The sequence below is a fragment of the Chelativorans sp. Marseille-P2723 genome (assembly GCF_902809845.1).
Classification (GTDB): domain Bacteria; phylum Pseudomonadota; class Alphaproteobacteria; order Rhizobiales; family Rhizobiaceae; genus Chelativorans.
The window spans coordinates 206,835-231,819 of record NZ_CADDWI010000007.1; the positions used below are offsets into that span (position 1 = coordinate 206,835).

Below are 24,985 nucleotides of genomic sequence, written 5' to 3' on the forward strand. Positions count from 1 at the left end.
CTAGTAGCTATAGATGAAATTGTTGATAAGCCGGCCGTTAGTTGTGCTGCTATTACGGTATGTTGCCGCACCGCGACTTATCGCCAAGGTGCCAATCCGAGCCGCTCCAGATCCGACCGTAGCGTCTCCGCATCAACGAACTGAAGGGCCTGCCAGCCCGCCGCCCGCGCTCCGGCGACATTCAACAAAGCATCGTCAATAAACAGTGTTGCGGCAGGCTCCAATCCGAACGTGGCGCTGTGATGCTCGTAGATTGCGCGGTCCGGCTTGATGAGGCGCACTTCGCCGGACACCGTCACGCCCCGGGCGCGGTTGAGGAAGGGAAAACGCTTGCGGGCGGCCAAGAACGTATCAGCAGCGAAATTGGTGAGCATTGTCACGTCATGGCCGGCATCGATCAACGCTTCCATTATCGCCACCGTATCTTCGTAGGCGTGGGAAACCATTTCGTGCCAATACTGCCTGAAGGCACGGATATTCACCTCGTGGGAGGGATAGCGGGCAACCAGTTCCGCTTCCGCGTCAGCCCAGGCTCTTCCGCGGTCCTGTTCCAGATTCCATTCGTGAGTGCAGACATGGGTGAGAAACCAGCGCCGCTCCTCCTCGTCGGGAATAAGCCGCGCAAAAGGGATCTCAGGATCGTAGTGAATCAGCACCTTGCCGATGTCAAAGACGATGTGTTTCACCGTGCTCATGTTTCTGCCGCTCCCTGCGGTTCCTTCAGCGCGCCTTCTACAGCCGCCTCGATGACCTTCTTCATCACCGTGGGCAGGGCTTCCCTTCGCAGTTGCGCGGGTGTGGACCACCACCAGCCCTCAGGCGCACGCATAGCGCTCACCGTTGCACGGTAGACTGCAAGGCGAAGCGAAAAATGGGTGAAGACATGGGTGATTGTGCCGCAGCGTTTCCACTCTGCGGGAAAGGGAGCGGCCGTAACATCGCTGCCCCCGTCCTTGCGTGCCGTCCACGCGCTCGTCGGCACCTCGCTCATCCCGCCGAGGAGGCCCTTCTCGGGCCGGCGACGCAGCAGGATCGCGCCGTCCGCCCGCAGGACAACGAATGCGGCTCCGAGGCGGGACGGCCTTTTGGGTTTCGGTGCCTTGAGGGGAATGGTTTCCTGCATGCCCAGTGCGCGGGCGGCGCAGCCATCAGCGATGGGACACAGAGCGCAGGATGGCTGGCGCGGCGTACAGATAGTGGCACCAAGATCCATCATCGCCTGTGCGAAGTCGCCGGGGCGCTCGTCCGGCACCAGGGTGCGGACACTTCGCCTGATCTCGGGTTTTGCAGCCGGGAGGGGCGTTCGGATGGCGCGCAGGCGCGTTACAACGCGTTCCACATTGCCATCGACAACAGCGGCCGGACGTCCGTAGGCGATGGCGGCGATCGCGGCTGCGGTATAGTCGCCGATGCCTGGCAGCGTCTTCAATTCCGCTTCAGTAGCCGGGAAGGACCCGCCGTGCCGGCTGAGCACTTCCTCGGCGCATTTCTTCAGGTTGCGGGCACGGGAATAGTAGCCAAGGCCGGCCCAGGCCTGCATGATGTCTTCGTTTGACGCCACGGCAAGCGCTTCGATCGTCGGCCAACGCTCGATGAAGCGGGTGAAGTAGGGGCCGACTGCGGCCACGGTCGTCTGCTGCAACATGACCTCCGACAGCCAGACGCGGTAGGGGTCGGGCCGAAGACCCCGGCGCTGTTCGGCCGGTGCCACACGCCAGGGTAGGCGTCGATGGTGGCGGTCGTACCAGGCCAGAAGCGCCGCTGTGAGCGTCCCTTTCCCCTCAGCGCCATCTACTTGCATTATCTGTGTCATCGAGCGCCGATTTCCGCTAGCTTAGCCACGAACGTGGAGACCCACATGACAGGGAACGCTCGCTGGCACAATCCCATTCCGGTCAGCGATCTAGCTATGGAACTGCTTGATCCTGTGCTGCGCCGGCGCGGCGGGCTGTCGATGGACCTCGTCCAATCCTGGGCTGAGGTGGTGGGAGAACGCCTGGCGGGCAGCACGCGCCCGCAGAAGATTGCATGGCCACGCAGACGCCACGAGGATGATCCGTTTGAACCGGCGACGCTGATCATCGCATGCGAGGGAGCGGCGGCCCTTCACGTTCAGCACGAGACGTCGGAGATCATTGCGCGGGTCAATGCCTTCATGGGCTTTACCGCGATCGGTCGGGTGAAGATCGTCCAGAAGCCCGTTGGCACTGGCAATCCTGTGCGGCGTGCTCCTCTGCCTCCCGTCTCGGAGGCAGAGCAGGGACGGCTGCAACGGCTGACAGAAGGTATTGAAGATGAAGGATTGCGGGCAAGCCTGGAGCGGCTCGGAGCCACCGTCCTTGCCAAGCGCAAGCAGCGCCCGCTCGCGGATTCGTGAGTGGTCTGCGGCATTTGGCGTTTGGCCAGGATCGCCCTATGCCTTAATTGACAGGATATCTTTGGCGAAGATGTAGAATTGGCAGGAGCTTCGATGATTCGCATGACTGGTTCAACCTCGCGCAGGCGCTTTCTAACCACGATGGCCGCTATACCGGCCTTGTCTCTGCTGGCGGCATGTGACAATGGCCCGAGCGCGGCCAACGCCCAGGGCAGCACGGCTAGCGGCTCCGCGAATGCGCCGCAGTCTTCCGGTTCCGTCAACATGGAGCGGTTGCTCGAAGCCGGACCGCTGCCGGAAATGGCGATGGGCGACGAAGATGCGCCGGTGACTATTGTCGAATATGCCTCGATGACCTGCAGCCATTGCGCCAACTTTCACACCGGGACCTTCCCGGCGCTGAAAGAGCAGTATATCGACACGGGCAAGGTACAATACATCCTGCGCGAGTTTCCCTTCGATCCCCGAGCCGAAGCGGGATTCATGCTCGCCCGCTGTGCGGAGGGCAAATATTTCCCGATGGTCGACGTGCTGTTTCAGCAGCAAAGCAATTGGGCAACTGCCCAGGATGCTCGCACCGCACTGTTTAATATTTCGAAACTGGCAGGTTTTTCACAGGAGTCCTTTGAGGCTTGCTTGACTAACCAGGAACTTCTCGATGATGTGAGGGCCGTGCGTGCCAGGGGTGCGGAGTTTGGCGTGGATTCGACGCCCACCTTCTTCATCAACGGGCGGAAATATGCGGGAGCGATGTCGATTGAGGAGATGTCGGCGATTATCGATCCCCTCCTTTAAGGGACCCACCGGGGCAAGTGCCTGTCCATGTGTGCGCCGAAAGGCGCGCACATGAAGTTCACCAAGCTTCGCATTGTCGGCTTCAAGTCCTTCGTCGACGCGGGCGAGTTCGTCATCGAGCCCGGGCTTACGGGGGTGGTCGGGCCGAATGGCTGCGGCAAGTCCAATCTTGTCGAAGCCTTGCGCTGGGTCATGGGCGAAAGCTCGTACAAGAACATGCGCGCGTCGGGGATGGATGACGTCATCTTCTCCGGCTCTGCCACGCGGCCCGCTCGCAACACCGCTGAGGTAACGCTTTTCCTCGACAATTCTGGTCGCACTGCGCCTCCTGCGTTCAATGATGCGGATGAGTTGCAGGTCTCGCGCCGGATCGAGCGGGAGGCTGGTTCCGTCTACCGTATCAACGGCAAGGAGGCCCGTGCGCGCGATGTGCAGCTTCTTTTCGCCGATCAATCAACGGGCGCACGCTCGCCGTCTATGGTGGGGCAGGGGCGCATCGGAGAGCTTATCCAGGCCAAGCCGCAGGCGCGCCGGGCTTTGCTGGAAGAGGCGGCCGGCATTTCCGGTCTGCATTCACGCCGCCACGAGGCGGAGCTACGGCTTCGCGCGGCAGAGCAGAATCTGGAGCGGCTTGACGACGTCGTGCGTGAGCTCGAGACGCAGATAGAAAACCTGAGACGGCAGGCCCGGCAGGCGACCCGCTTCAAGAATCTTTCTGCCGAGATCCGCAAGGCGGAGGCAATATTACTGCATCTGCGCTGGAGCCACGCGAAGGAGCAGGAGGCGGAGGCTGCCTCTGCGCTATCACAGGCAATGTCGCTCGTCGCAGGGCGTGCCAACGCCCAGATGGAGGCCGCCAAGGAACAGGCTATTGCTGTGCGGCGTCTGCCGGAGTTGCGGGAGGCGGAAGCTTCTGCCGCCGGCACCCTGCAGCGGCTCAACATTGCCCGCGGTCAGGTCGAAGAGGATGCGCGCCGCGTGCGCGAGCGTCTCGTCGAGTTGCACAAAAGGGTTGAACAGTTCGACAACGACATCGCCCGCGAGGAGAAACTGGTTGGCGACAATGCCGAGGTGCTGGCAAGGCTCGAGGCGGAGGAGGCCGCCCTTCATGAAGCCGAGGCCGGCAGTGACAGCCGCGATACCGAGCTTGGCGCCATGGTGGAGAAAGTTGACGCGGAGCTTGTGAAAAAGGAAGCTGCACTGGCGGCGCTGACGGCGCGCAAGGCCGAGGCCGCGGCATTGCGGGGACAGGCGCAGCGTGCGGTGCGCGAGGGCGTGGAGCGACGCGACCGCCTGGCGCGGCAGCTTGAGGCGGCGGAAAAGGCCGGCGGCGAGCTTGCGAGCCGGCGAGCGGCGCTTGAAGAATCTCGCAGGCGTCTTGCCGAAGAGCACAATGATGCCGTCAACGCGGTAGGTGAAGCGGAGGCGGCCCTCGTTGCCGCACCGGAGATTGCCGCACTGGAAGGGCAGCTAAGCGCCCTTAGCGCTGAAGTGGCGGCAGCGCGAGCAAGGGCGGCAGAGGTGCGAGCTGCTCATGAGGGGCTTAAGCGCGAGGCGCTGGTGCGCCGGCAGCGTCTTACGGCGATTTCGGAGGAACGCAAGAGCTGGAAGCTGCGCGCCGAGAATGCTGACCGCCACATTGCGTCTCTTGCCGAGCGCCGCGCGGAAGCTGCTGCGGAGCTTGAGAAACTTAATGACGCGCCAGAGCAGATAGAAGCACAGGTTCGTGCCCTCCTCGGACAGATCGCGCAGGCTGAGACCCTGCGTAAGGAGGCATCCGAACGGCTCCAGGAAGCGGAGAACAAGCAAAGAGAGCTGGACAAGCGCGCCACAGATGCCGTGCAGGAACTTGCGACCGCTCGCGAGAGCCGTGTTCGCGCTGAGGAGCGGCAGGTGGCCGCCGAAGAGCGCCGCAAGGAGGTGGAGGCCCGCATTCAGGAGGCGCTCAACATCCCTCCTCATCTCGTCATTAGGCATACGGGCCTTGCCCCGGACGACCCCCTGCCAGACATGGGGGAGGTGGAGCGACGCCTGGAACGGCTGAAGATCGAACGCGAGAGGCTGGGTGCGGTCAACCTGCGCGCGGAAGAGGAGCAGAACGAGCTCGCCGGAAGGTTGGATACGATAATTTCGGAACGCGAGGACATCATCGAGGCAATCCGTAAGCTGCGCCAGGCGATCCAGAACTTGAACCGTGAAGGCCGTGAGCGGCTGCTTTCCGCTTTCGAGGTCGTGAACGGGCATTTCAAGCGGCTTTTCACCCATCTTTTCGGAGGCGGCGCGGCGGACTTGCAACTCATCGAATCGGAGGACCCGCTTGAGGCCGGACTGGAAATTGTTGCCCGTCCACCGGGGAAGCGGCCACAGACGATGACGCTGCTTTCGGGCGGAGAGCAAGCATTGACCGCCACCGCCCTGATCTTCGCCGTGTTCCTGACCAACCCAGCCCCGATCTGTGTTCTGGACGAGGTGGACGCACCGCTTGACGACCACAATGTGGAGCGATTCTGCAATCTTATGGAGGAAATGGCGAACTCGACGGAGACGCGCTTCATCATCATCACGCACAATCCTATCACCATGGCGCGCATGAATCGGCTGTTCGGCGTTACGATGGCGGAGCAGGGCGTGAGCCAGCTCGTCTCGGTAGACCTCGAAACGGCGGAGCGCATACGCGAGGCAAGCTGACTAGGCGTTGGAGCCAAAGGCCCGCCAAAACGTTAGCATACCGCTCTTCTTGACTCACGGGAGTGTGAGCCGGCCGCCGCCAAAACGTCACGGAGCGTCGAAATGGCCTATCATCCCACCGATTCAGTTCAGGACCTGGCCCGCGATCTGTCGGGAGCGCTGAAGGCATTTCACCGGGCGCTTATCGAGGCGGAGGCAGGTGGCGATCCGTCGCTCGAAAATCCCTACTCAAGGCTGTTTGCGGTTATTGGCGACCCGCGTTTCGCTTGGACCAATCCGCTAGCTCAGCTCATTCTGCAATTGGACGAGAGGATGGCGCAGGGGGATATTTCGACTACTGAAGATCTTCTTCCCTTCCGCGAAAAAGTCTCACGCATTCTGGGAGAGGACAGGACGGGCGGCGGGGAGGATGCTTCTTTCCGCCTGCGCTACCTGATCGCCCTTCAGAACTCGCCTGACGTCGCTCTGGCCACGGGTGGTCTGCGGCGCATGCTGGCAAGGCTTCCGAAGCTGGCGGACGACTAGAGGAACTCCAGTAAAAGTGGATGCCGGCTTCGTACGGAATTCAAGAACGAGAATTTAGATCATTCATGCGCTTCCATGAAAAGATCTTGAGCAACGCCCATTTAACGGGACGCGTAGCCAGCTTTCTTGAGATAATTCCAGCATCCGGTTTTCTTGAAGAGGGTGCAGATGTTTCCGTGGCTCTCCAGAGGCCATTGAAAGTTCTGGCTGCAGCGGCGCGGGTGTGCCTTGAGCTTGGCAAGGCTGTTCCGATGGGGTTGAGGTCGGGGGTTTAGGGGCGGCAGGAACAGGGAAGGTCTGCGTTTTCCAATGAGCGAAGGGGCGCTGGCCAGGAGCCTTGCACGCCCCGCTCGCGTTGACCGATGTCTCGTCCACAAAGATCGACGATGGGGTGGTTCGACCCGCATCCTCGGCTGGCGCAGCGTGATCCACAGGCGCCAAAGTGCGCACCGCCGCGCACGCGTGTTCCGGCGCCATCAGGGCTCTTTTATGGGTGTAGCCGCGGCAGCAGCGGGACCGGGACAACCCGGCCGGATCGGCCCGCATCATGCGTCGCTGCCTGCCAGTCCGCCAGTTGCGGCATCATCGCGACGATCCGCGAACAGCTCTTGCCCATGATCCACCTTCAATCAGGTGAACCCAAACCAGACCCAAAGTGACCCCTTGATTCAGGATTTTCAAGCCGATGATCTAGCGAAGGCGAGGTCAAGATACAGGACCGCGCCGCTGGCGCCCGCCTTCATTCAGCTACGAAATGTGCTGAGATATAGGAGTGAGGTGGCGTGGCATATCGGCTGGCACATTGCCGCCTGCTGCAGCAGCAGTCTCATATTTTCGGTCAGCATGAGGCGGCGCTATTTGCATTCTTCTATCTGTCGCTCCAGACCGCCAGCTCGTTCCCCGCTGGGTCCGTGAAATGGAAGCGTCTCCCTCCGGGGAAGGAGAAGATTGGCCTCACGATCAGCCCGCCCGCATCCGTCACACGTTGCATGGTCTCTTCCAGCTCGCTGGAGTAGAGAACGAGCAATGGCTTCTGCACCCCTCCGCTAGGCGAGCCGTCAAAGCCGCCGTCCACTCCTTCGCTAAAGGCAGAATAGCTTGGCCCATAATCGGTGAAGGTCCATGAAAAGGCGTTTGCATAAAAAGCCTTGACGCTGTCCAGCGAGCTATTGGGTGCCGGCATTTCGATATAGTCGAGTTTTCCGGTCTCCCGCATTCGACTCTCTCCGTGTTCCTGATATGTTCTTATACTGCCGCCTGCGCCTTGTAACGTCAAGCGAGATCGGCCTATCCAAATCGATTGAGTTGGTACTGCAGCTATGGCCAGTCTTGCCATCCGCTAATGCGCCCCTTATCGCTCGATGAGAGGGAGCCTGAGCGGCTTCGTGGTAATCCTATGGGGATAGCATGGCCAAGTGGGTCTACAGTTTTGGAGATGGTCGCGCCGAAGGCAGCGCGTCAGACAAGAATTTGCTCGGAGGTAAGGGAGCCAATCTCGCGGAGATGTGCAATCTTGGCTTGCCTGTGCCGCCGGGCTTTACCATCACCACCGACGTTTGCACCCACTATTACGCCAACGGCCGCAGCTATCCGCTGGAACTGGAAGAGCAGGTGAATGCGGCGCTTGACGAAGTAGGCCGCAAGGTTGGCCGGCGTTTTGGAGATCCCGAACGCCTGCTGCTTGTCTCCGTACGCTCCGGTGCCCGGGCTTCCATGCCCGGGATGATGGACACGGTTCTCAATCTTGGCCTTAATGACGAGACAGTGGAGGCGCTCGCTGCCGAAGCGAAAGACGCGCGCTTTGCCCAGGACAGCTATCGGCGCTTTATCCAGATGTACAGCAATGTGGTGCTGGGCCTCGATCATGAAATGTTTGAAGAGATTCTTTCGGACGAGAAGGCCAGTCGGGGCTACGATTACGACACGGAGTTCACGGCGGAGGACTGGCAGGAGGTTGTTGCACTCTATAAGCAACGCGTGGACTGCGAGCTGGGGGAGCCTTTCCCGCAGGACCCGCAGGCGCAGCTTTGGGGCGCTATAGGAGCCGTCTTTTCGAGCTGGATGAATCCGCGGGCCATCACCTACCGCCGCCTTCACGACATTCCCGAAAGCTGGGGGACGGCGGTGAATGTTCAGGCGATGGTGTTTGGCAATATGGGCGAGACCTCTGCCACCGGTGTCGCCTTCACGCGTAATCCCGCTACCGGGGAGAAGGAGCTTTTCGGCGAGTTCCTCGTCAACGCTCAGGGAGAGGACGTGGTGGCGGGCATCCGCACGCCGCAGAACCTCACGGAGACGGCTCGGCGACAGGCAGGCTCCGACAAGCCGTCGCTTGAAAAGCTGATGCCGGAGGCTTTCGCCGCCTTTGCTCAGATCGCTGAGAAACTCGAGAGCCACTATCGCGATATGCAGGATCTTGAGTTCACCATCGAGCGAGGAAAGCTCTGGATGCTGCAAACGCGATCGGGCAAGCGCACCACGAAGGCCGCGCTCAAGATCGCGGTCGAGATGGCAAATGAGGGGCTTATCTCCCGGGAGGAAGCGCTTTGCCGCATCGACCCGGCAGCGCTTGACCAGCTTCTTCATCCAACGATCGATCCGAACGCCGAGCGCGACCTGGTCGCCACTGGTCTGCCTGCTTCACCAGGCGCCGCGACTGGCGAGATTGTCTTTACGTCCGAGGAGGCGGAAGAGGCAGCCGCGCGCGGTACCAAGGTCATCCTTGTGCGGGTGGAGACGAGCCCGGAAGATATTCACGGCATGCACGCCGCGGAAGGCATCCTCACGACGCGGGGGGGCATGACGAGCCATGCGGCCGTCGTCGCCCGTGGCATGGGCAAGCCCTGCGTATCCGGCGCGGGAACGTTGCGTGTCGACTACCGCGCCGGAACCATGACCGCCCTTGGGCGAACATTCAGCCGCGGCGAAGTGATCACAATCGACGGCTCCACCGGCCAGGTATTGGCGGGCACGGTACCGATGCTTCAACCTGCCCTTTCAGGCGATTTCTCCACCATCATGGAATGGGCGGACAATACACGGCGCATGAAGGTGCGTGCGAATGCTGAGACTCCGGCGGATGCGCGCACCGCGCGATCCTTCGGCGCGGAGGGTATCGGCCTGTGCCGCACGGAGCACATGTTCTTTGATGACGAGCGCATCCTTGCCATGCGAGAGATGATTCTGGCAGACACCCAGGAGCAGCGGCGGATGGCCCTCTCCAAGCTCCTGCCGATGCAAAGGACGGATTTTCGCGAGCTGTTCGAGATCATGGCAGGCCTGCCTGTGACGATCCGCCTCCTCGACCCGCCGCTGCACGAGTTTCTGCCAAGGACGGAGCAGGAGGTTGCCGAGGTTGCGGCTTCCATGGGAGTTGAGCCAGAGCGCCTGCGGCAGCGCACCGAAAGCTTGCATGAATTTAATCCCATGCTGGGTCACCGTGGCTGTCGACTTGCCGTTTCCTATCCGGAAATTGCCGAGATGCAGGCCCGCGCCATCTTTGAAGCGGCGCTTGAGGCTGCGAAGAAGACCGGCGCTCCCGTCGTCCCGGAAATCATGGTGCCGCTTGTCGGCATGGCTGCGGAGCTGAATTTCGTGAAAGGGATCATCGATGGAGTAGCCAAGGAGGTGCTCGCTGAAAGCAATGCCAGCATCGACTATCTCGTGGGCACAATGATCGAGCTTCCGCGTGCCGCGCTCAATGCGGGGGCAATCGCGGAAGGGGCAGAGTTCTTTTCCTTCGGCACCAACGACCTGACGCAGACGACCTTCGGCATTTCGCGCGATGATGCCGCCAGTTTTCTGGATGAATACCGCCGCAAGGGAATAGTCGATCAGGACCCCTTCGTCTCTATCGACGTCGACGGTGTGGGCGCCCTTGTGCGGATTGCAGCAGAGAAGGGAAGGGCTGCGCGCGAAGGTCTCAAGCTGGGCATTTGCGGCGAGCACGGCGGAGACCCGTCATCCATCAGCTTCTGCGAGGAGGTGGGGCTGGACTATGTCTCCTGCTCGCCATTCCGTGTTCCCATAGCCCGGCTGGCAGCCGCACAGGCCGCCTGCCGAAAATGAAGCTGAGCGCACAGAAACGCCCTTAGATGCCAAGCACTGCCCGACCCGAAAACCAAAACAGTTCTCGGGTCGGGATCTATTTGGTTGCGGACGATTTCGCTATTGGCAAGAACTGCCGAGGTGCGAAGCAGCCGCTTACTGTAGCGTTTTGAGCTGCCCGATAAGGTTGGCGTACGCAGTAGCGAGTCGGGCGACTGGCAGATCGCTCGTCTCGGCATCTTCAACTCTCAGCGACCCGCCATCAATTGGCTGGGCCACGATTGCCAGTTTCGGGGCGCCACCCCGTTCCAAAGCGACGGCTGCTATCCAGTCGCATCCCGATGCGCCGTCCATGCGCATGCGGAAAAGGATACTGCCGCCAAGACGTTCCAATGCCCGTCGAACAGCACCTTCAAAACCTGTTATTAGAAGGTCCTGGTGTTGCAGAGCAAGCTCAAGTTCCACAACTTCCAGGGATGGAGTGCCGGGATTCTTTGCGATCGAGGTCGTCATTCCTATCCATCATTCACCCCGCCAAGCCACAAGAAACACGCGATTGTGACAAAAGTTCCATTACAACGCCGCACGTCGACGCGGACGCAGGAAAAGGTTGATGTAACTGATTGAACCTATACATCGTACATCCCGGAAACGGGTTCCGGCTCCGGGTCGATGCTGTAGATCCCATTATTGATGATTCGACCGTGTTTGGGCTACCCCAATCTGGCTGCTCTCAACATTTGCAGCTGGTCACGCTTTGACCGCATGCGGTCGAATCGTTACAACAACAGCTTCATTGGGCGTGTCATGTTCGCAGGTTCGATACGCAGGTTTTCCGCCACCGCGCAAGGGTCCCACAGGCTCGGTGCCTTCACGCTGGTGCTTTTTCTTACCAGCGCACTGTCCCATCGCTTCGGCCTGATCGACACCTTGCCCTTTCTCGTGTTGCTGGGGCTTTGCCTTTCCCTTGCGCTTTGCAGTCTCTGCATGGCGGTTAGCGGCGCCGTCGAAATCTGGAGGCGCGATTTATCGGGAGCAGGAAGCGTGGCGATGGGGCTTGTGTTTTCCCTGCTGGCGCTGACGCCTTACGCGGCGGCAGGATACAGATACGTCGTCTATCCACAATTGAACGACATCTCCACCGATCTCAACCGTCCGCCTCAGCTGTTGCGTGCCGCAACCTTCCGGCGGCTTCCAATGGCCCCGCTTCACGCGTTCAACAGGGAGGCGGCCACGATTCAGGCGAAAGCTTACCCGCTGCTGACCGGCCGGCGTTATGACCACACGCGGGAGGCGGTGGTGGAAGCAGCTACAGAACTCGCCGAAAGCCGGGGGTGGACAGCCTTGGCTCCCATGCCTTCGGCAGGGATTTCGGGGAGCGTTACGCTGGAGGCGGTCGCCGGATCCTATCTGCTCGGCCTGCCGTCGGACATCGCCATCCGGATTGAGGAGCATGAGGACGCGGTTCACGTGGAGATGCGCTCTGTCTCCCGATACGGCCGACATGACCTTGGCGACAACTTCCTGCGCGTCCAGCGCTTCCTGGATGATCTCGACCGGCGACTGGAAAGCTTGGTGCCGTAATGATCATTGGCGGCGCGGGCCGCCAGTCAGCCAAGATGATAAGAGGCCTTGAGGGTTGCGGTGCCATCAACACGAACCAAGCCGCGCTCGACCAGATCCATCAGATGAGCGAGAACCGACAGGGCCGCTGCACGATGCAGACGGGGGTCAGTATTGCGATAGATGACGCGGACGATATCGGAAATCGTCCGGTCTCCCGCCGAAAGACGGTCGAGGATTGCGCGCTCACGCATCTTGCGGTGCGCTTTTAGCCCACGCAGGAATTGCTTCGGATTGAACACAGGTCCGCCGTGTCCGGGAAGGAGAATGCCGTCCTCGCGCTCGATAAATCGGTCAAGGGAAGCGATATAGTCGGCCATAGCGCCGTCTGGCGGAGCTACGACAGTGGTCGACCAGGCCATTACATGATCGCCGGAAAAGGTGAGCGCGGTGCCTTCCAGCCCGAAAGCCAGATGATTTGCGGCGTGACCAGGCGTATGGAGCGCCCGTAGCGCCCATCCGTCGCCTTCGACAAGCGCACCGTCAGCCAGGAGGATATCCGGGCGAAAATCCCGGTCGCCGCCGGCATCAAGATGATTCGTCTCGCCATTCCACAAAGGCCGCGCCGGCCTGTGCGGCCCCTCTGCGGCGGTGGGAGCGCCTACAAGCTGTGAAAGCTTCCGTGCGAGGGAAGAATGGTCGCGATGGGTATGAGTGACGAAAATGTGGCTCACCGGCTGCTTTCCGATTGCCCGAAGCAGTGCCTGAAGATGCGTATCGTCTTCCGGCCCTGGATCAATGATTGCGAGCGCACCCTTTCCACCTACGATATAGGTGTTCGTGCCATGGAACGTGAAGGGACTGGGGTTCGGAGCAGTAAGCCGCCACACGCCAGGCGCAACTGGAACAAGTTCGCCATGCCGCGGCTCAAACTTCTTGTTCAACTTCAATTCCATTTCCGCCCTGCCTTTTCCGCAGCCAGCCGCACAGGCATTGCCGCATAGCATGTAGTGACGGTGGGCGATATGTGGGAAAACTTTCCACATGTTGCTTTTGGTGCCTTTTGCGGCAACAGCAGCGCCCATTCCTTCGGCTCTCAAGGAGAGAGCAATATCCTGAACATGCTACCTTGCTTCTCAAAAGCAATTCCGGTTTTCCTGCTGATGCTGTAAGTATGCTGAAGGCGGCTCAGGGGCGCATCCCGCTCTTACCGGGAGTGAGGTAGTTGCTTTGACAATCTTGGTAACCGGGGGTGCCGGCTATATCGGCAGCCATATGGTGTGGGAGTTGCTCGATCGGGGGGAAGAGGTGGTCGTGCTCGACCGCCTTTCCACGGGCTTTGATTGGGCGGTTCCGGAAGCGGCGAAGTTGGTCGTAGGCGATATCGCCGATCAGACGCTGGTGGAAGAGCTCATGGAAAGCCGTTCGGTCGAGGCGGTAATCCATTTCGCCGGTTCCATCGTCGTGCCGGAGTCGGTGGCCGATCCGCTTGGCTACTACCTCAACAACACAGTGAAATCCCGAGCATTGATCGAAAGCGCCGTCCGGTGCGGGGTGAAGCATTTCATCTTTTCTTCAACGGCCGCGGTCTACGGAACGCCGGGCAATGAAGCGGTTTCCGAGGACGCGCCTTTGCGGCCCGAATCGCCCTATGGCCATTCCAAGCTGATGACGGAGGTCATGCTGCGGGACGCGGCTGCAGCGCATGGTTTCACCTATACAGCACTGCGCTACTTCAATGTTTCGGGTGCCGATCCGAAGATGCGCACCGGGCAATCGACGCAAGGAGCGACCCATCTGATCAAGGTTGCCTGTGAGGCTGCTACTGGCAAGCGTGCCCGGATGGAAATTTACGGCACGGACTATCCAACACGGGACGGAAGCTGCATCCGCGACTTCATCCATGTGGCAGATCTTGTGCATGCCCACTACCTGGCGCTTCAGCGGCTTCGGCACGGTGGTGACAGTCTCGTTGCCAATTGCGGCTATGGCCGTGGCCATTCGGTGCTGGAGGTGATCGAGGCGGTCAAGCAGGTCTCGGGGAAGGACTTCCCGGTAATCCGAACCGGACGGCGGGCGGGCGATGCAATCGCAGTTGTCTCCAATCCTCAACGCTGCATGGCGGAACTGGGCTGGCGTCCCCAGCACGACAGTTTGAACGAGATTGTCGGACACGCGCTGCAATGGGAGGAACTGTTGAGGCAGCGCAACCGGCTCTAGATCTGAACCCAAGCTCCTGTTTTCGCAACCACACCACTTTGCTCGATGGCATTAGGGAAGCCGGCGCCGCAGAAGCGTGCACGCGAGCAGCCACAGGTCGAGCCTGACAGACCCGCGCGTCAGATATTCAGCATCGGTCTTGGCGCAGAGTTCCGGCTGTGACATGTCGATGCCGCGAAGCTGTGCGAGGCCTGTTATCCCGGGGAGTGACGAAAACACTCCAAGCCGCCGCCGGTGGGAAATGAGTTCGCGCTGATCCGGCAAGCACGGTCGCGGCCCGACCAGCGCCATGTCACCTCTGATCACATTCCACAACTGCGGCAGTTCATCGAGCTTGGTCATCCGCAAAAAACGGCCCACAGGGGTGATGGCCCCGGCGTGCGCTTCGTGCGTGGGCACGGATGGCGTATGCTGATACATGGTGCGCAGCTTGTAGCAGCGGAATGGCACGCAATCGCGTCCAAGGCGCTCTTGTACAAAGAGGGCGGGCCCCTTGGAGGTCGCGCGAATGAGGGCTGCTGCAACGAGCATTACCGGAAGCGCTGGGAGGAGAATGATGATCGCAATGGCAACATCCAGTCCACGCCTTGCTCCCGTGGCAATACGACTTTGCCGCGCGGCGGTTCCGATGACCGGCTCAGCCAAGCTACATACCTCCGTCTAGGCGATTCGGCGAAGAGTGGTGGCCGAGACAGGAACCTTTGGCAGCGGTGAAACCTTGCCCTTGCTGTCAAGGAGGGTGAAGAGAACCTGGCGCAACAGCGCCTCTTCACCCTGCTCAAGTGCCGCTTTCAGTTGCGAAAGCATGGCTGGAACCTGCTCTGCATCAATCGAATGCCCGCTGGCACGCAGAATCTTGGGGTGGCGCGTGGCAACAACACCGGAGGGGTCATAAAAGAGCTCTTCGGAAAGCTTTTCACCTTCGCGCATCCCAATGGTGACGATTTCAATGTCGCCGTCGGGGTTCTCGGGGGATCGCACCTCAAGTCCGGCGAGCATGATCATGTCCTCGGCAAGCTGGCGAATCCGGATCGGCTCGCCCATGTCAAGGGTCAGTATGTCGCCGCCATAGGACAGGGCGCCCGCCTGGATGATGAGTTCGGCGGCCTCTCGCACCGACATGAAGTAACGGGTCATCTGGTCATGCGTCAGGGTCACAGGGCCGCCAGCAGCGATCTGCTCCTTGAAGAGAGGGACGACCGAGCCGCTGGAGCCGATGACGTTGCCGAAGCGCACGCATGAAAAAATCCGGTGCTTGCCCGCTTCCTTCGCCTTCTCGCCATAGTAGCGCACGATCAATTCCGCCCAGCGCTTCGTGGCGCCCATGACGCTGGTGGGCCTGACGGCCTTGTCGGACGAGATCAAAATGAAATTTTCTACATCACCCGCGCAGGCTTCTGCCGCCAGGATAGCCGTTCCAAGCACGTTATTGCGCACGCCTTCGCGCTGGTTCTGCTCGACCAGCGAGACGTGTTTATAGGCAGCACAGTGGTAGACCGTCTGGACGTCGTGTGTGGCCAGCGTCCAGCGTACCAGATCCGTATCGGTGATCGAGCCGAGCACGGGCACGACGGGAAAGCCGCCATACTGGCGCAATTCGCGCTCAAGCTCGTAAAGTCCGAGTTCGTTGATGTCGAGGGCTACAAGTTTGGCAGGATTGGCCCCGGCGATGGTCCGGCAGAGCGCCGAACCGATGGAGCCTGCCGCGCCCGTGACCAGTATGGTTCGGCCTTCGATGGTGGACTGCATCAGCCGCGGATCGGCCGGCACAGGAGACCGGCCAAGAAGGTCATCGATGTCAATATCGCGAATATAGCTGACGAGGTACTTGCCCGCGGCAAGGTCGGCGATCGGTGGGAGGATTCGGATCTTGACGTGATGGCGACCGAGCCGGGCCACAAGTTCCCGCCGCTTTCGTGTGCCTGCGGTGGCGGAAGCTATGATGACTTCCTCGATATCCAACCGGCCCACAAGCTCTTCCAGTCTATCGCCCGGATAGACGCGAATGCCCCAGATATCCATGCCGTGAAGCTGGGAATCCTCGCTGGCGAAGGCCACTACCTGCCGGTCGGCTGCAGTCTTCAATGCTTCGGCGAGCTGCACCGCAGCGTCTCCCGCCCCATAGATGAGGACGCGCTTTTTTATCTTTTCCGCTGTTCGCGGGCCCGCTAGGCCGAGTATCCATTTGACGCCGAAGCGGCTTCCGACCACGCCTACGATGCTGCCCGCCCAGTAAAGCACCGCAATCGTGCGCGGAATACCTTCGGCACCGTAGGAATGGGTAAGAAAGACAAGCGCTACCCACGCAAAGGTGGCGAAGGTGGTGGCTTGCACCATTGTCCATATCGCTCGCTCACGCAGGTACCGGAGCACAGAGCGGTAAAGGCCCATATAGGCGAAGATCGGGATAGCGATGGCCGGCCCGGCGAGAATCAGCAGTGTCTGCTCAAAATTCGGTACGAAAAGCCGGTCGAATCGGTAGCAGAATGCGAGCCATATGACGCACATCAGCCCCACAGCATCCGCTAGCAGGAGCAGCATCCTCTTTTCCCGCCGCGATCGCATGTGAAGCCAGGAAAGAATTCGTGGAAATGATGATGCCAACATTCCCATAAATCGGGGATTCCATCGGGTTGTGAGGACTGCCCAAAAAATTGGGAACCGCCTGCGTGAAAGTTGCCCCCCAAGCCACCCCATTTGTTATTGTTACATCGTTATCCGGGAGTATCCAGTAACATTTTCGCTGCAGACTCAACATTATGCAAAGATCGGTTGCGTTGCGTGAGAACCCCGCTTTGGCCGTTGCGCGAACGGTTCACAATCTTTATATGGGGCATCTGCTTCAGGCGCCGCAGCGGCGCGGGATTGGGGCGTAGCCAAGCGGTAAGGCAGCGGTTTTTGGTACCGCCATTCCCAGGTTCGAATCCTGGCGCCCCAGCCACCAGCTTCTATCCCCGCTTCTTCACACGGCCATATCCTTCCTCACGCGATGAGCAGAGGAACAGGCCATGGAAGAATCCGCAATCTTGAAACTCCCGTTTATAATGCCTTCCCAGGCCCAAAAGCATGTGACCCACAACGAGGCACTGCTGCTTCTGGACAACATTGTGCAGCTTGCCGTTCTCGACCGGGATCTGGCTGAACCGCCGGCCACGGTCGCGGAAGGTGACCGCTACATCGTCGCCGCCGGCGCCCGGAACGAATGGAGCGGAAGGGAAGGGCAGGTAGCAGCGTTTCAGGACGCAGCCTGGACCTTTCTTGCGCCCCGGCAGGGTTGGCGCGCTTGGGTCGCGGATGAGGAAACGATGATGGTGTGGGACGGTTCACGCTGGATTGTACCGGAGCCGCAAATCGCGGAACTGCAGAATTTGACGCTGTTGGGCATTGGCACGGAAGCCGACAGCCAGAATGTCTTTGCTGCCAAGCTGAACAGGGCGCTGTGGACCGCACGGGCATCGGGCGAGGGTGGCGATGGCAACTTGCGCTATACGCTTAACAAGGAAGGTGAAGCGGACGTCTTGTCGCTTCTTATGCAGTCAGGATGGTCGGGTCGCGCTGAGCTAGGGCTCATCGGCTCGGACGACTTTTCGCTGAAAGTGAGCGGCGATGGGGGCAACTGGAGCCCGTCCATCGAGGTGAACAGGCAAAGCGGCATTGTTTCGCTGCCAGCCCTGCCGCGGTTCAAGGCCTACACCGATTTCGACAACTATGTAGGTGTCGGAAACTGGGTGAAAATCGCGATCAACAATGCAGAGTACAACGGCCAAAACGGCTTCAAGGCACAGAACAACCGTTTCGTTGCTCCCGCCGACGGGACCTACCTTTTCGGCGCATCGCTGCATTACAAAGGTGATGCAGGCAGCGCGGCCCGCATGGGCGGGCGGCTTGTCCTGAACGGAACAAATGAAATCCGAGGGTCCTTCGGCGAAATTTCCGGTGCGCACGAATCACAGGCGACCACCCTGTGGCTCTCAACGGTCGCTCCCCTGTCGGCCGGTGATTCGGTTGAGCTGCAGGGGCGCTTCCGCGAAGCCGACGGCTATTTCGCCGCCGACCACACGGCCTTCTGGGGAATGAAGATTGGCTAGATCAGCTCAGGATTTCATAAAACATGAAATGATCTAGGTCATTTCTAGCGCAGTTCCTGACGGAAAACCGGCGTCCGAGTTTTTCCTGGAATTGCGCTAGCTGAGCTTGCTAGCCGCACCGGTCGGGATTTTCTCGCCCCCGGTTGTCCTGAGCGGTGACGCGTGTCACCCTTCTATCAAACCCCGTAACTCCTGCACCTTCTCTTCCAGAAGCTTCCTGTCCCCGCGCGTTTCCACATTAAGCCGCAGGAGCGGCTCGGTGTTGGAGGCGCGCAGATTGAAGCGCCAGTCGTCGAAGACCATGCCAAGCCCGTCGATCGTTTCAAGCTGCGGATCTGCCCGCTCGTAATGGGCGGCTACCTTTTCCTGTACTGCTATTGCGTCGGCGACAGTAAAGTTAATTTCGCCTGAGCAGGGAAACTTAGCAATGCGTTCTTCCAGCACATCGGCCAGCGGCTCGTCGATGACCGTCAATTCCGCCACCACATTCAGCCAAGCGAGCATGCCCGAATCGCAATAGGCGAAATCGCGGAAATAGTGGTGGGCGCTCATCTCCCCGCCGTAAATGGCGTTTTCGTCGCGCATCATCTTCTTGAAGAAGGCATGGCCTGTGCGGCAGGGCTTGGCGATACCACCAGCGCTTTCCACTACATCGATGGTGTTCCAGGTGAGCCGCGGATCATACAGGATCGTGCTGCCGGGAGCCTTCTCCAGCATTCGCCGGGCGATCATGCCAACCAGATAGTAGCCCTCCACGAACCGGCCCTTGTGATCGTAGAGGAAGCATCGGTCAAAGTCTCCATCCCAGGCAATGGCGAGATCGGCCCCGTGCTCAACGACAGCCCGGCTCGCCTTTTCGCGTTTTTCGGGCAGGAGAGGATTGGGAACGCCATTTGGAAGCCTTGCGTCCGGCTCGTGGTCGACCTTGATGAATGTGAAGGGCAGATGCTTCTCCAGACGATCAATGATGGGCCCTGCACAGCCGTTGCCGGCATGTGTGACGATTTTCATTGGCTTAAGGTCAAGCCCGGCCACTTCCTCCAGAAGCCGCTCCACATAGGCATTGCGGTCGCAAACGGGATGCAATTCCCCGCGCGCGCCGTAGCTTGCCACGGAGGTAAGCTTTCGGCTGGAGCGCATGAGTTGTTCGATGGGATTGAAGGCATTGTCTGGCGTGGCCGCAGCCGCCCCTTTCAGCACCATTTTGATGCCGTTGTAATCGGGCGGATTGTGGCTGGCGGTCACCATGAGCCCGGCATCCGCTTGACTGCGGGCGGTGTGGAAGTAGACCTCTTCGGTCCCACATTGCCCCACCGGCAGCACATCGACGCCCATATCGAGGAGCCCCTGTGTGAGCGCGCCCGCAAGGGCCGGGCTGTCGATACGCATATCATGGCCGATGACGACCGCCGCAGGCGACAATACCTCCTTCAGTGCCTGAGCAAAGCGGTAGGCGAAGGGAACATTCACCTCGCTGGGAATCTGCCCGCGAATGTCATACGCCTTGAAGGGAGCGCTCATGCTTCAGGTCCTCTCCTGATATTCGTGATGATGATAACCGTCCCCGTTGCCAATGAAATGGCATTGCGACGCAATTTGGATGTCCAAGGGTCAACTGCGGTAACAAAACAGGTAACAGATTGAACATTCCTTTCTGTTGCGAAACCTTTTGCGCCCGCCTATGGACCACCTGGGTACCTTAGGGCAAGGCAGGAAATCATGCAGTTCATCGATCTCGGCGCACAACGCGAACGCATCAAGGATAGGCTGGAGAAAAGGCTCGGAGAAGTCCTTGCCGAAGGCCGCTACATCCTTGGTCCGGAGGTCACCGAGTTCGAAGAGAAGATTGCAGCCTATATCGGCGTGAAGCACGCGGTCGCTTGCGCCAACGGAACAGATGCGCTGCTGATCCCGCTCATGGCAAGCGGCATCGGGCCAGGGGATGCGGTCTTCGTTCCCAGCTTCACATTCGCCGCCACTGCCGAAGTCGTGGCTCTTGCGGGGGCTTCCCCGGTCTTCGTCGACGTTGACGCCGATACCTACAATATCGACATTCAAAGTCTTGAGGCCGCTATCGCCGCCATCCGGCAGGAGGGGAGGCTGGTTCCCAAGGCCATTATTCCCGTCGATCTTTTCGGTATTGCCGCCGACTATGACGCTCTTGGCAAGATTGCGGCGCGCGAAAGCCTTTTGGTCGTTGAGGATGCCGCGCAGGCGATCGGCGGTTCCGCGAAAGGAACCATGTGCGGTGCTTTCGGGGACGTTGCGGGCACGAGTTTTTATCCGGCAAAGCCGCTCGGCTGTTACGGCGATGGCGGTGCCATCTTCACCAATGATGACAGCCTGATGGAAATTCTGCGTTCCATCGCCTTTCACGGCAAGGGCAAGAGCCAATACGACAATGTGCGCATCGGCCTGAACTCGCGGCTGGATACGATCCAGGCCGCCATTCTGCTAGAAAAGCTGGCCTTATTGCCGGAGGAGATGGAACTGCGTCAGAAGGTGGCCCAGCGCTACAATGAGGCATTGGCCGACGTGGTGAGGGTGCCGCGAGTGCCTGAAGGCTGCCGCTCCGCCTGGGCGCAGTATGCAATCGAAACGCCGGTACGCGATGCGGTCCGTGCGCGCCTGAAGGAGAACGGCATCCCTTCCGTTGTTTATTACGAAAGGCCGCTGCATGTGCAGGCCGCCTATGCTGCATATCCGCGGACGCCGGATGGGCTACCGGTTTCGGAAACTCTGCCCGAGCGCATATTGTGCCTTCCCATGCACCCCTATCTTTCGCCGGCCGATCAGGATCGGATCATCGCCAATATCCGCAGTGCGGTAAAAGAGGCTTGAGCCGGAGCGCCTCTCTTTTTGCCTGGAGCAGAAGGAGACCGGAAAGAAAAATTCCCATTTGCAGCGGTTGGCGCAAAATACGGATTGCAGGCTAAAGACCTTTGGATCATGCCGCCTTGAGAAGGCGAATGAAGCAATGCTATCCGGTTTATATGGCGCCGTTTGTAGCGCGTATTCAGGAATTTGCCCGATGCCGAAAGCCCTTTCGCACCTCAAGCGCCTGGAAGCAGAGTCCATCCACATCATGCGGGAGGTGGCGGCGACCTTCTCCAAGCCGGTGATGCTCTACTCCATCGGCAAGGATTCGTCAGTCCTTCTGCATCTGGCCTTGAAGGCATTCTATCCGGCCAAGCCTCCCTTTCCGTTCCTCCATGTGGATACGACCTGGAAGTTTCGTGAGATGATCGCATTCCGCGACCGGATGGCAGCCGAACTCGGCTTCGATCTTCTGGTGCATGTCAATGAGGAGGGCGTACGCGACGGCATCAATCCGTTCGACCACGGCTCCAACATCCACACTCATGTGATGAAGACCGTGGCGCTTCGCCAGGCTCTTGACAAATATGGCTTTGATGCCGCCTTTGGCGGCGCGCGCCGCGATGAGGAGAAAAGCCGCGCCAAGGAGCGCATTTTCTCATTCCGCAATGCCGGCCATGCATGGGACCCGAAGAACCAGCGCCCGGAGATGTGGAAGATCTACAACACGCGAGTCGCCAAGGACGAGTCCATTCGCGTCTTCCCGCTGTCCAACTGGACCGAACTCGACATCTGGCAATACATTCTGCAGGAGAAAATTCCCATCGTCCCGCTCTATTTCGCGCAGCGGCGGCCGGTGGTGAGCCGCGACGGCATGTTGATTCTCGTCGACGACGAGCGCATGAAGCTTCTTCCGGGGGAGATGGTGGAGGAACGCATGGTGCGTTTTCGTACATTGGGATGTTACCCGCTGACGGGCGCTATCGAGTCCAATGCATCCACTCTGGAAGAAATCGTAGCGGAAATGCTGATCTCGCGCACCTCGGAGCGGCAAGGCCGGCTCATCGACCGTGATGAGGCCGGTTCGATGGAGAAAAAGAAGCGCGAGGGATATTTCTAATGTTCAACGTGGATGATTCGGCGCTGGCTGAAACGGAGGCTCCGGGAATCCGCTCCTATCTGGCCGGGCAGGAGAACAAGACGCTCCTGCGGTTCCTGACATGCGGGTCGGTCGATGACGGCAAGTCGACCCTGATCGGCCGGCTCCTTTTCGACACTAAGCTGATTTTTGAGGATCAGCTCGCCGCCCTTGAGCAGGATTCCCGGCGACACGGCACCAATGGCGAGGATATCGACCTTGCATTGCTGGTGGACGGTCTGGAGGCAGAGCGCGAGCAGGGCATCACGATCGACGTCGCTTATCGATTCTTCGCCACCGCGAAGCGGAAATTCATCGTCGCCGATACGCCCGGCCATGAGCAATATACCCGTAACATGGCTACGGGAGCCTCTACGGCTGACCTTGCCGTCGTCCTGGTCGATGCCCGGCAGGGTATCCTGCCGCAGACCCGGCGTCATTCAATCATCGCCTCGTTGCTGGGCATCCGCCATATCGTGCTGGCGGTGAACAAGATCGATCTTGTGGACTTCGATGCGGATGTGTTCGAGCGCATAGCCGCCGAATACAGGTCCTTTGTCGCAGATCTCGGATTTCGCACGGTTGTGCCCATCCCCATGTCCGCGCGCCATGGGGACAATGTCACACGCGGTTCGGATAACACGCCATGGTACTCGGGACCGAGTCTTCTTGAACATCTGGAAGTGGTCGATAACGAAGCTGCGCCCGGGCCGCGGCCATTCCGTTTTCCCGTGCAATATGTGAACCGGCCGAACCATGAGTTCCGAGGCTTCGCCGGAACGGTCGCTTCCGGCGCCATCGGCATTGGGGATGAGGTGGTCGTTGCAAAGTCCGGCAGGCGCACGCGCGTGAAGCGCATCGTCACCTATGACGGCGATCTTGAAAGGGCATGCGAGGGGCAGGCGGTAACGCTCGTGCTCCAGGACGAAGTGGAAGTCTCACGCGGAAATATGCTGGTGGCAGCCGATGCCCGTCCCGCGGTGGCAGACCAGTTTGCGGCCAATGTCGTGTGGTTCGGCGAACAGGCCCTGCTGCCGGGCCGCATGTATCTCCTGCGCACCGAAACCGACGAGGTGAGCGCGACGGTCAGCCACCTGAAACACCGGGTCAATATCGGCAATTTTGCCCGCGAAGCCGCCAAGTCGCTTGAACTAAACGAGGTCGGCGTCTGCAATTTCTCCCTCCAGGCACCCATCGCCTTCGATCCGTTCGAGGAGAACCGCACCACCGGCTCCTTCATCCTGATCGACCGGCTGACCAACGCCACCGTCGGCGCTGGCATGATCCTGCATCCCCTGCGGCGAGCGGCCAACATTCACTGGCAGGCGCTGGATGTGTCCAAGGCATCGCGCGCCGCAATGAAGCACCAAAAGCCCGCGGTTCTCTGGTTCACAGGCCTTTCGGGGTCTGGAAAATCGACCATCGCCAATCTTCTTGAGAAGAAGCTACATGCGGCTGGCCGGCATACCTATATTCTCGATGGTGACAATGTGCGCCACGGCCTTAATCGTGATCTTGGCTTCACCGAGGAGGATCGGGTGGAGAATATCCGCCGCGTGGCCGAGGTCGCCCGCCTCATGGCCGATGCGGGTCTTATCGTGTTCGTTTCCTTCATCTCGCCATTCAGGGCAGAGCGGCGCATGGCGCGCGACCTAATGGAGGACGGCGAGTTTGTGGAAGTATTTGTCGATACGCCTTTTGAGGAATGTGCCAAACGCGATCCAAAGGGACTGTATGCGCGTGCCCTTAGGGGCGAGATCAAGAACTTCACCGGCGTGGATTCGCCGTACGAGCCGCCTGAGAAGGCCGATATTCATCTACGCACGCTTGGCCGCGCGCCTGAGGATATAGCCGACGAAGTTGAAGAATGGCTGAGGGAGCGAGGGTATTGCTGACGGCAAAGACGAAATCGAAGCTGGAGAACGAGGTTGCGCTCCTGTCATTGTTCGAGGAGCTTGCGCTCGCTGCCGGCCGCGAAATCATGCGGCACTATGAGGCCGGATTCACCGTGGAGGAAAAGGCCGATTCCTCGCCGGTTACGGCGGCCGACCGGGAGGCGGAGCGCGTGATCCTGAGCGGACTGCGTGGGGCCCTTGGCGCTATCCCTTGCGTCTCGGAGGAGGAAGCTTCGGGTGGTGTCCTGCCCGTCTGCGGTGACGAGTTCCTGCTCGTCGATCCGCTCGATGGCACGCGCGAGTTCATAAGCCGCCGTCCTGACTTCACCGTCAACATCGCCTTGATAAGAAATGGCGTTCCGGCAGCCGGTGTCGTTTATGCGCCGGCGCGGGGTCTTCTTTATTCCGGCGGCGCGGGCGCGGCCTTCGAGATGGAAACGAGCGACGGCGCGAGCGTGAAGAACCGCCGGCAGATCGCGGCGCGGCCCGTGTGCACGCCGCCGGTAATCGTCGCAAGCCGTTCCCACTCCACGCCGCAGACCGAAGCTTTCATCGCCCGCTATCCGGGTGCCGAGGCCGTATCCATCGGCTCATCTCTCAAATTCTGCATGATCGCGCGGGGCGATGCCGATTTATACCCGCGCTTTGGCCGTACCATGCAGTGGGACACGGCCGCGGGCGACGCCGTCTTGCGTGCAGCCGGCGGTCGCGCACTAACGTTGGAAGGAACGCCCCTTGTCTACGGTCCTGCAGGAGGGGAGGGACTGGAGGCTTTCACAAGCCCGTTCTTCGTTGCCGAGGGAAGGGCAGCCTGAACTTCATAACGCCTGCG

The 24,985-nt window shown here is 60.2% G+C and carries 20 protein-coding genes and 1 tRNA gene; 13 read left to right on the plus strand and 8 right to left on the minus strand.

The annotated features are described in order from the left end of the window. Nucleotides 1-77: 77 nt before the first annotated feature. The gene (locus tag HUS57_RS01030) at nucleotides 78-695 is read right to left on the minus strand and encodes an HAD family phosphatase (RefSeq protein WP_173931072.1); all 618 of its coding nucleotides are present in this window, start codon (nucleotides 693-695) and stop codon (nucleotides 78-80) included. Beyond that, entirely contained in the window at nucleotides 692-1,813 is a 1,122-nt protein-coding gene (mutY, locus tag HUS57_RS01035) for an A/G-specific adenine glycosylase (protein WP_173931073.1), read from the minus strand. The genes HUS57_RS01030 and mutY overlap by 4 nt, the downstream gene beginning before the upstream one ends. A gap of 45 nt (nucleotides 1,814-1,858) precedes the next feature. On the opposite strand from mutY, the gene HUS57_RS01040 reads away from it, so the two are divergent. From HUS57_RS01040 to HUS57_RS01055, 4 genes are all read left to right on the plus strand, one after another. Then, nucleotides 1,859-2,377, plus strand: a complete 519-nt coding sequence (locus HUS57_RS01040) for a DciA family protein (protein ID WP_173931074.1) — start codon at nucleotides 1,859-1,861, stop codon at nucleotides 2,375-2,377. A gap of 102 nt (nucleotides 2,378-2,479) precedes the next feature. After that, nucleotides 2,480-3,172 carry a DsbA family protein gene (locus HUS57_RS01045; protein ID WP_173931214.1) on the plus strand — a complete coding sequence of 231 codons (693 nt, stop codon included), beginning with the start codon at nucleotides 2,480-2,482 and terminating at the stop codon, nucleotides 3,170-3,172. A gap of 51 nt (nucleotides 3,173-3,223) precedes the next feature. Beyond that, the gene (locus HUS57_RS01050; RefSeq protein ID WP_173931075.1) at nucleotides 3,224-5,860 is read left to right on the plus strand and encodes an AAA family ATPase; all 2,637 of its coding nucleotides are present in this window, start codon (nucleotides 3,224-3,226) and stop codon (nucleotides 5,858-5,860) included. 102 nt (nucleotides 5,861-5,962) lie between these two features. Continuing rightward, complete coding sequence (locus HUS57_RS01055) at nucleotides 5,963-6,385, plus strand: hypothetical protein (RefSeq protein WP_173931076.1); 423 nt, start codon at nucleotides 5,963-5,965, stop codon at nucleotides 6,383-6,385. 868 nt (nucleotides 6,386-7,253) lie between these two features. Here HUS57_RS01055 and HUS57_RS01060 read toward each other — a convergent pair. Further along, nucleotides 7,254-7,601, minus strand: a complete 348-nt coding sequence (locus HUS57_RS01060) for a VOC family protein (RefSeq protein ID WP_173931077.1) — start codon at nucleotides 7,599-7,601, stop codon at nucleotides 7,254-7,256. A 191-nt stretch (nucleotides 7,602-7,792) separates the two neighbouring features. On the opposite strand from HUS57_RS01060, the gene ppdK reads away from it, so the two are divergent. Continuing rightward, the gene (gene ppdK / locus HUS57_RS01065; protein ID WP_173931078.1) at nucleotides 7,793-10,453 is read left to right on the plus strand and encodes a pyruvate, phosphate dikinase; all 2,661 of its coding nucleotides are present in this window, start codon (nucleotides 7,793-7,795) and stop codon (nucleotides 10,451-10,453) included. 135 nt (nucleotides 10,454-10,588) lie between these two features. Here the strand turns inward: ppdK and HUS57_RS01070 are convergent, their stop codons facing one another. Next, nucleotides 10,589-10,945 (minus strand): hypothetical protein, encoded by a 357-nt coding sequence (locus HUS57_RS01070; RefSeq protein ID WP_173931079.1) that lies wholly within the window; start codon nucleotides 10,943-10,945, stop codon nucleotides 10,589-10,591. Nucleotides 10,946-11,197: 252 nt separating this feature from the next. Between HUS57_RS01070 and HUS57_RS01075 the strand changes: the two genes are divergently transcribed. Beyond that, complete coding sequence (locus HUS57_RS01075; protein ID WP_173931080.1) at nucleotides 11,198-12,016, plus strand: DUF1499 domain-containing protein; 819 nt, start codon at nucleotides 11,198-11,200, stop codon at nucleotides 12,014-12,016. A 26-nt stretch (nucleotides 12,017-12,042) separates the two neighbouring features. Here the strand turns inward: HUS57_RS01075 and HUS57_RS01080 are convergent, their stop codons facing one another. Further along, entirely contained in the window at nucleotides 12,043-12,951 is a 909-nt protein-coding gene (locus HUS57_RS01080) for an MBL fold metallo-hydrolase (protein WP_173931081.1), read from the minus strand. A gap of 274 nt (nucleotides 12,952-13,225) precedes the next feature. Here HUS57_RS01080 and galE point away from each other — a divergent pair, with 274 nt between their 5' ends. Next, complete coding sequence (galE, locus tag HUS57_RS01085) at nucleotides 13,226-14,215, plus strand: UDP-glucose 4-epimerase GalE (RefSeq protein ID WP_173931082.1); 990 nt, start codon at nucleotides 13,226-13,228, stop codon at nucleotides 14,213-14,215. A gap of 51 nt (nucleotides 14,216-14,266) precedes the next feature. Here the strand turns inward: galE and HUS57_RS01090 are convergent, their stop codons facing one another. After that, nucleotides 14,267-14,860, minus strand: a complete 594-nt coding sequence (locus tag HUS57_RS01090) for a sugar transferase (RefSeq protein ID WP_281409275.1) — start codon at nucleotides 14,858-14,860, stop codon at nucleotides 14,267-14,269. 15 nt (nucleotides 14,861-14,875) lie between these two features. Beyond that, nucleotides 14,876-16,756, minus strand: a complete 1,881-nt coding sequence (locus HUS57_RS01095) for a nucleoside-diphosphate sugar epimerase/dehydratase (RefSeq protein WP_246727681.1) — start codon at nucleotides 16,754-16,756, stop codon at nucleotides 14,876-14,878. Between the two features lie 325 nt (nucleotides 16,757-17,081). Here HUS57_RS01095 and HUS57_RS01100 point away from each other — a divergent pair. Both HUS57_RS01100 and HUS57_RS01105 read left to right on the plus strand, forming a co-directional pair. Then, nucleotides 17,082-17,156, plus strand: a tRNA-Gln gene (locus tag HUS57_RS01100). 67 nt (nucleotides 17,157-17,223) lie between these two features. Beyond that, the gene (locus tag HUS57_RS01105) at nucleotides 17,224-18,303 is read left to right on the plus strand and encodes a DUF2793 domain-containing protein (protein WP_173931084.1); all 1,080 of its coding nucleotides are present in this window, start codon (nucleotides 17,224-17,226) and stop codon (nucleotides 18,301-18,303) included. A gap of 165 nt (nucleotides 18,304-18,468) precedes the next feature. Here HUS57_RS01105 and HUS57_RS01110 read toward each other — a convergent pair whose 3' ends face one another. Beyond that, entirely contained in the window at nucleotides 18,469-19,824 is a 1,356-nt protein-coding gene (locus HUS57_RS01110; RefSeq protein ID WP_173931085.1) for a phosphomannomutase, read from the minus strand. A gap of 198 nt (nucleotides 19,825-20,022) precedes the next feature. On the opposite strand from HUS57_RS01110, the gene HUS57_RS01115 reads away from it, so the two are divergent. From HUS57_RS01115 to cysQ, 4 genes are all read left to right on the plus strand, one after another. After that, nucleotides 20,023-21,144, plus strand: coding sequence for a DegT/DnrJ/EryC1/StrS aminotransferase family protein (locus HUS57_RS01115; protein ID WP_173931086.1), 1,122 nt, complete (start codon nucleotides 20,023-20,025; stop codon nucleotides 21,142-21,144). 190 nt (nucleotides 21,145-21,334) lie between these two features. Further along, nucleotides 21,335-22,240: a sulfate adenylyltransferase subunit CysD gene (cysD, locus tag HUS57_RS01120; protein ID WP_173931087.1), complete on the plus strand. Its 906-nt coding sequence runs from the start codon at nucleotides 21,335-21,337 to the stop codon at nucleotides 22,238-22,240. Further along, nucleotides 22,240-24,153, plus strand: coding sequence for a sulfate adenylyltransferase subunit CysN (cysN, locus tag HUS57_RS01125; protein ID WP_173931088.1), 1,914 nt, complete (start codon nucleotides 22,240-22,242; stop codon nucleotides 24,151-24,153). The genes cysD and cysN overlap by 1 nt, the downstream gene beginning before the upstream one ends. Then, nucleotides 24,126-24,968 (plus strand): 3'(2'),5'-bisphosphate nucleotidase CysQ, encoded by an 843-nt coding sequence (gene cysQ, locus HUS57_RS01130; protein ID WP_173931089.1) that lies wholly within the window; start codon nucleotides 24,126-24,128, stop codon nucleotides 24,966-24,968. Before cysN ends, cysQ begins: the two co-directional genes overlap by 28 nt. Nucleotides 24,969-24,985 lie beyond the last annotated feature (17 nt).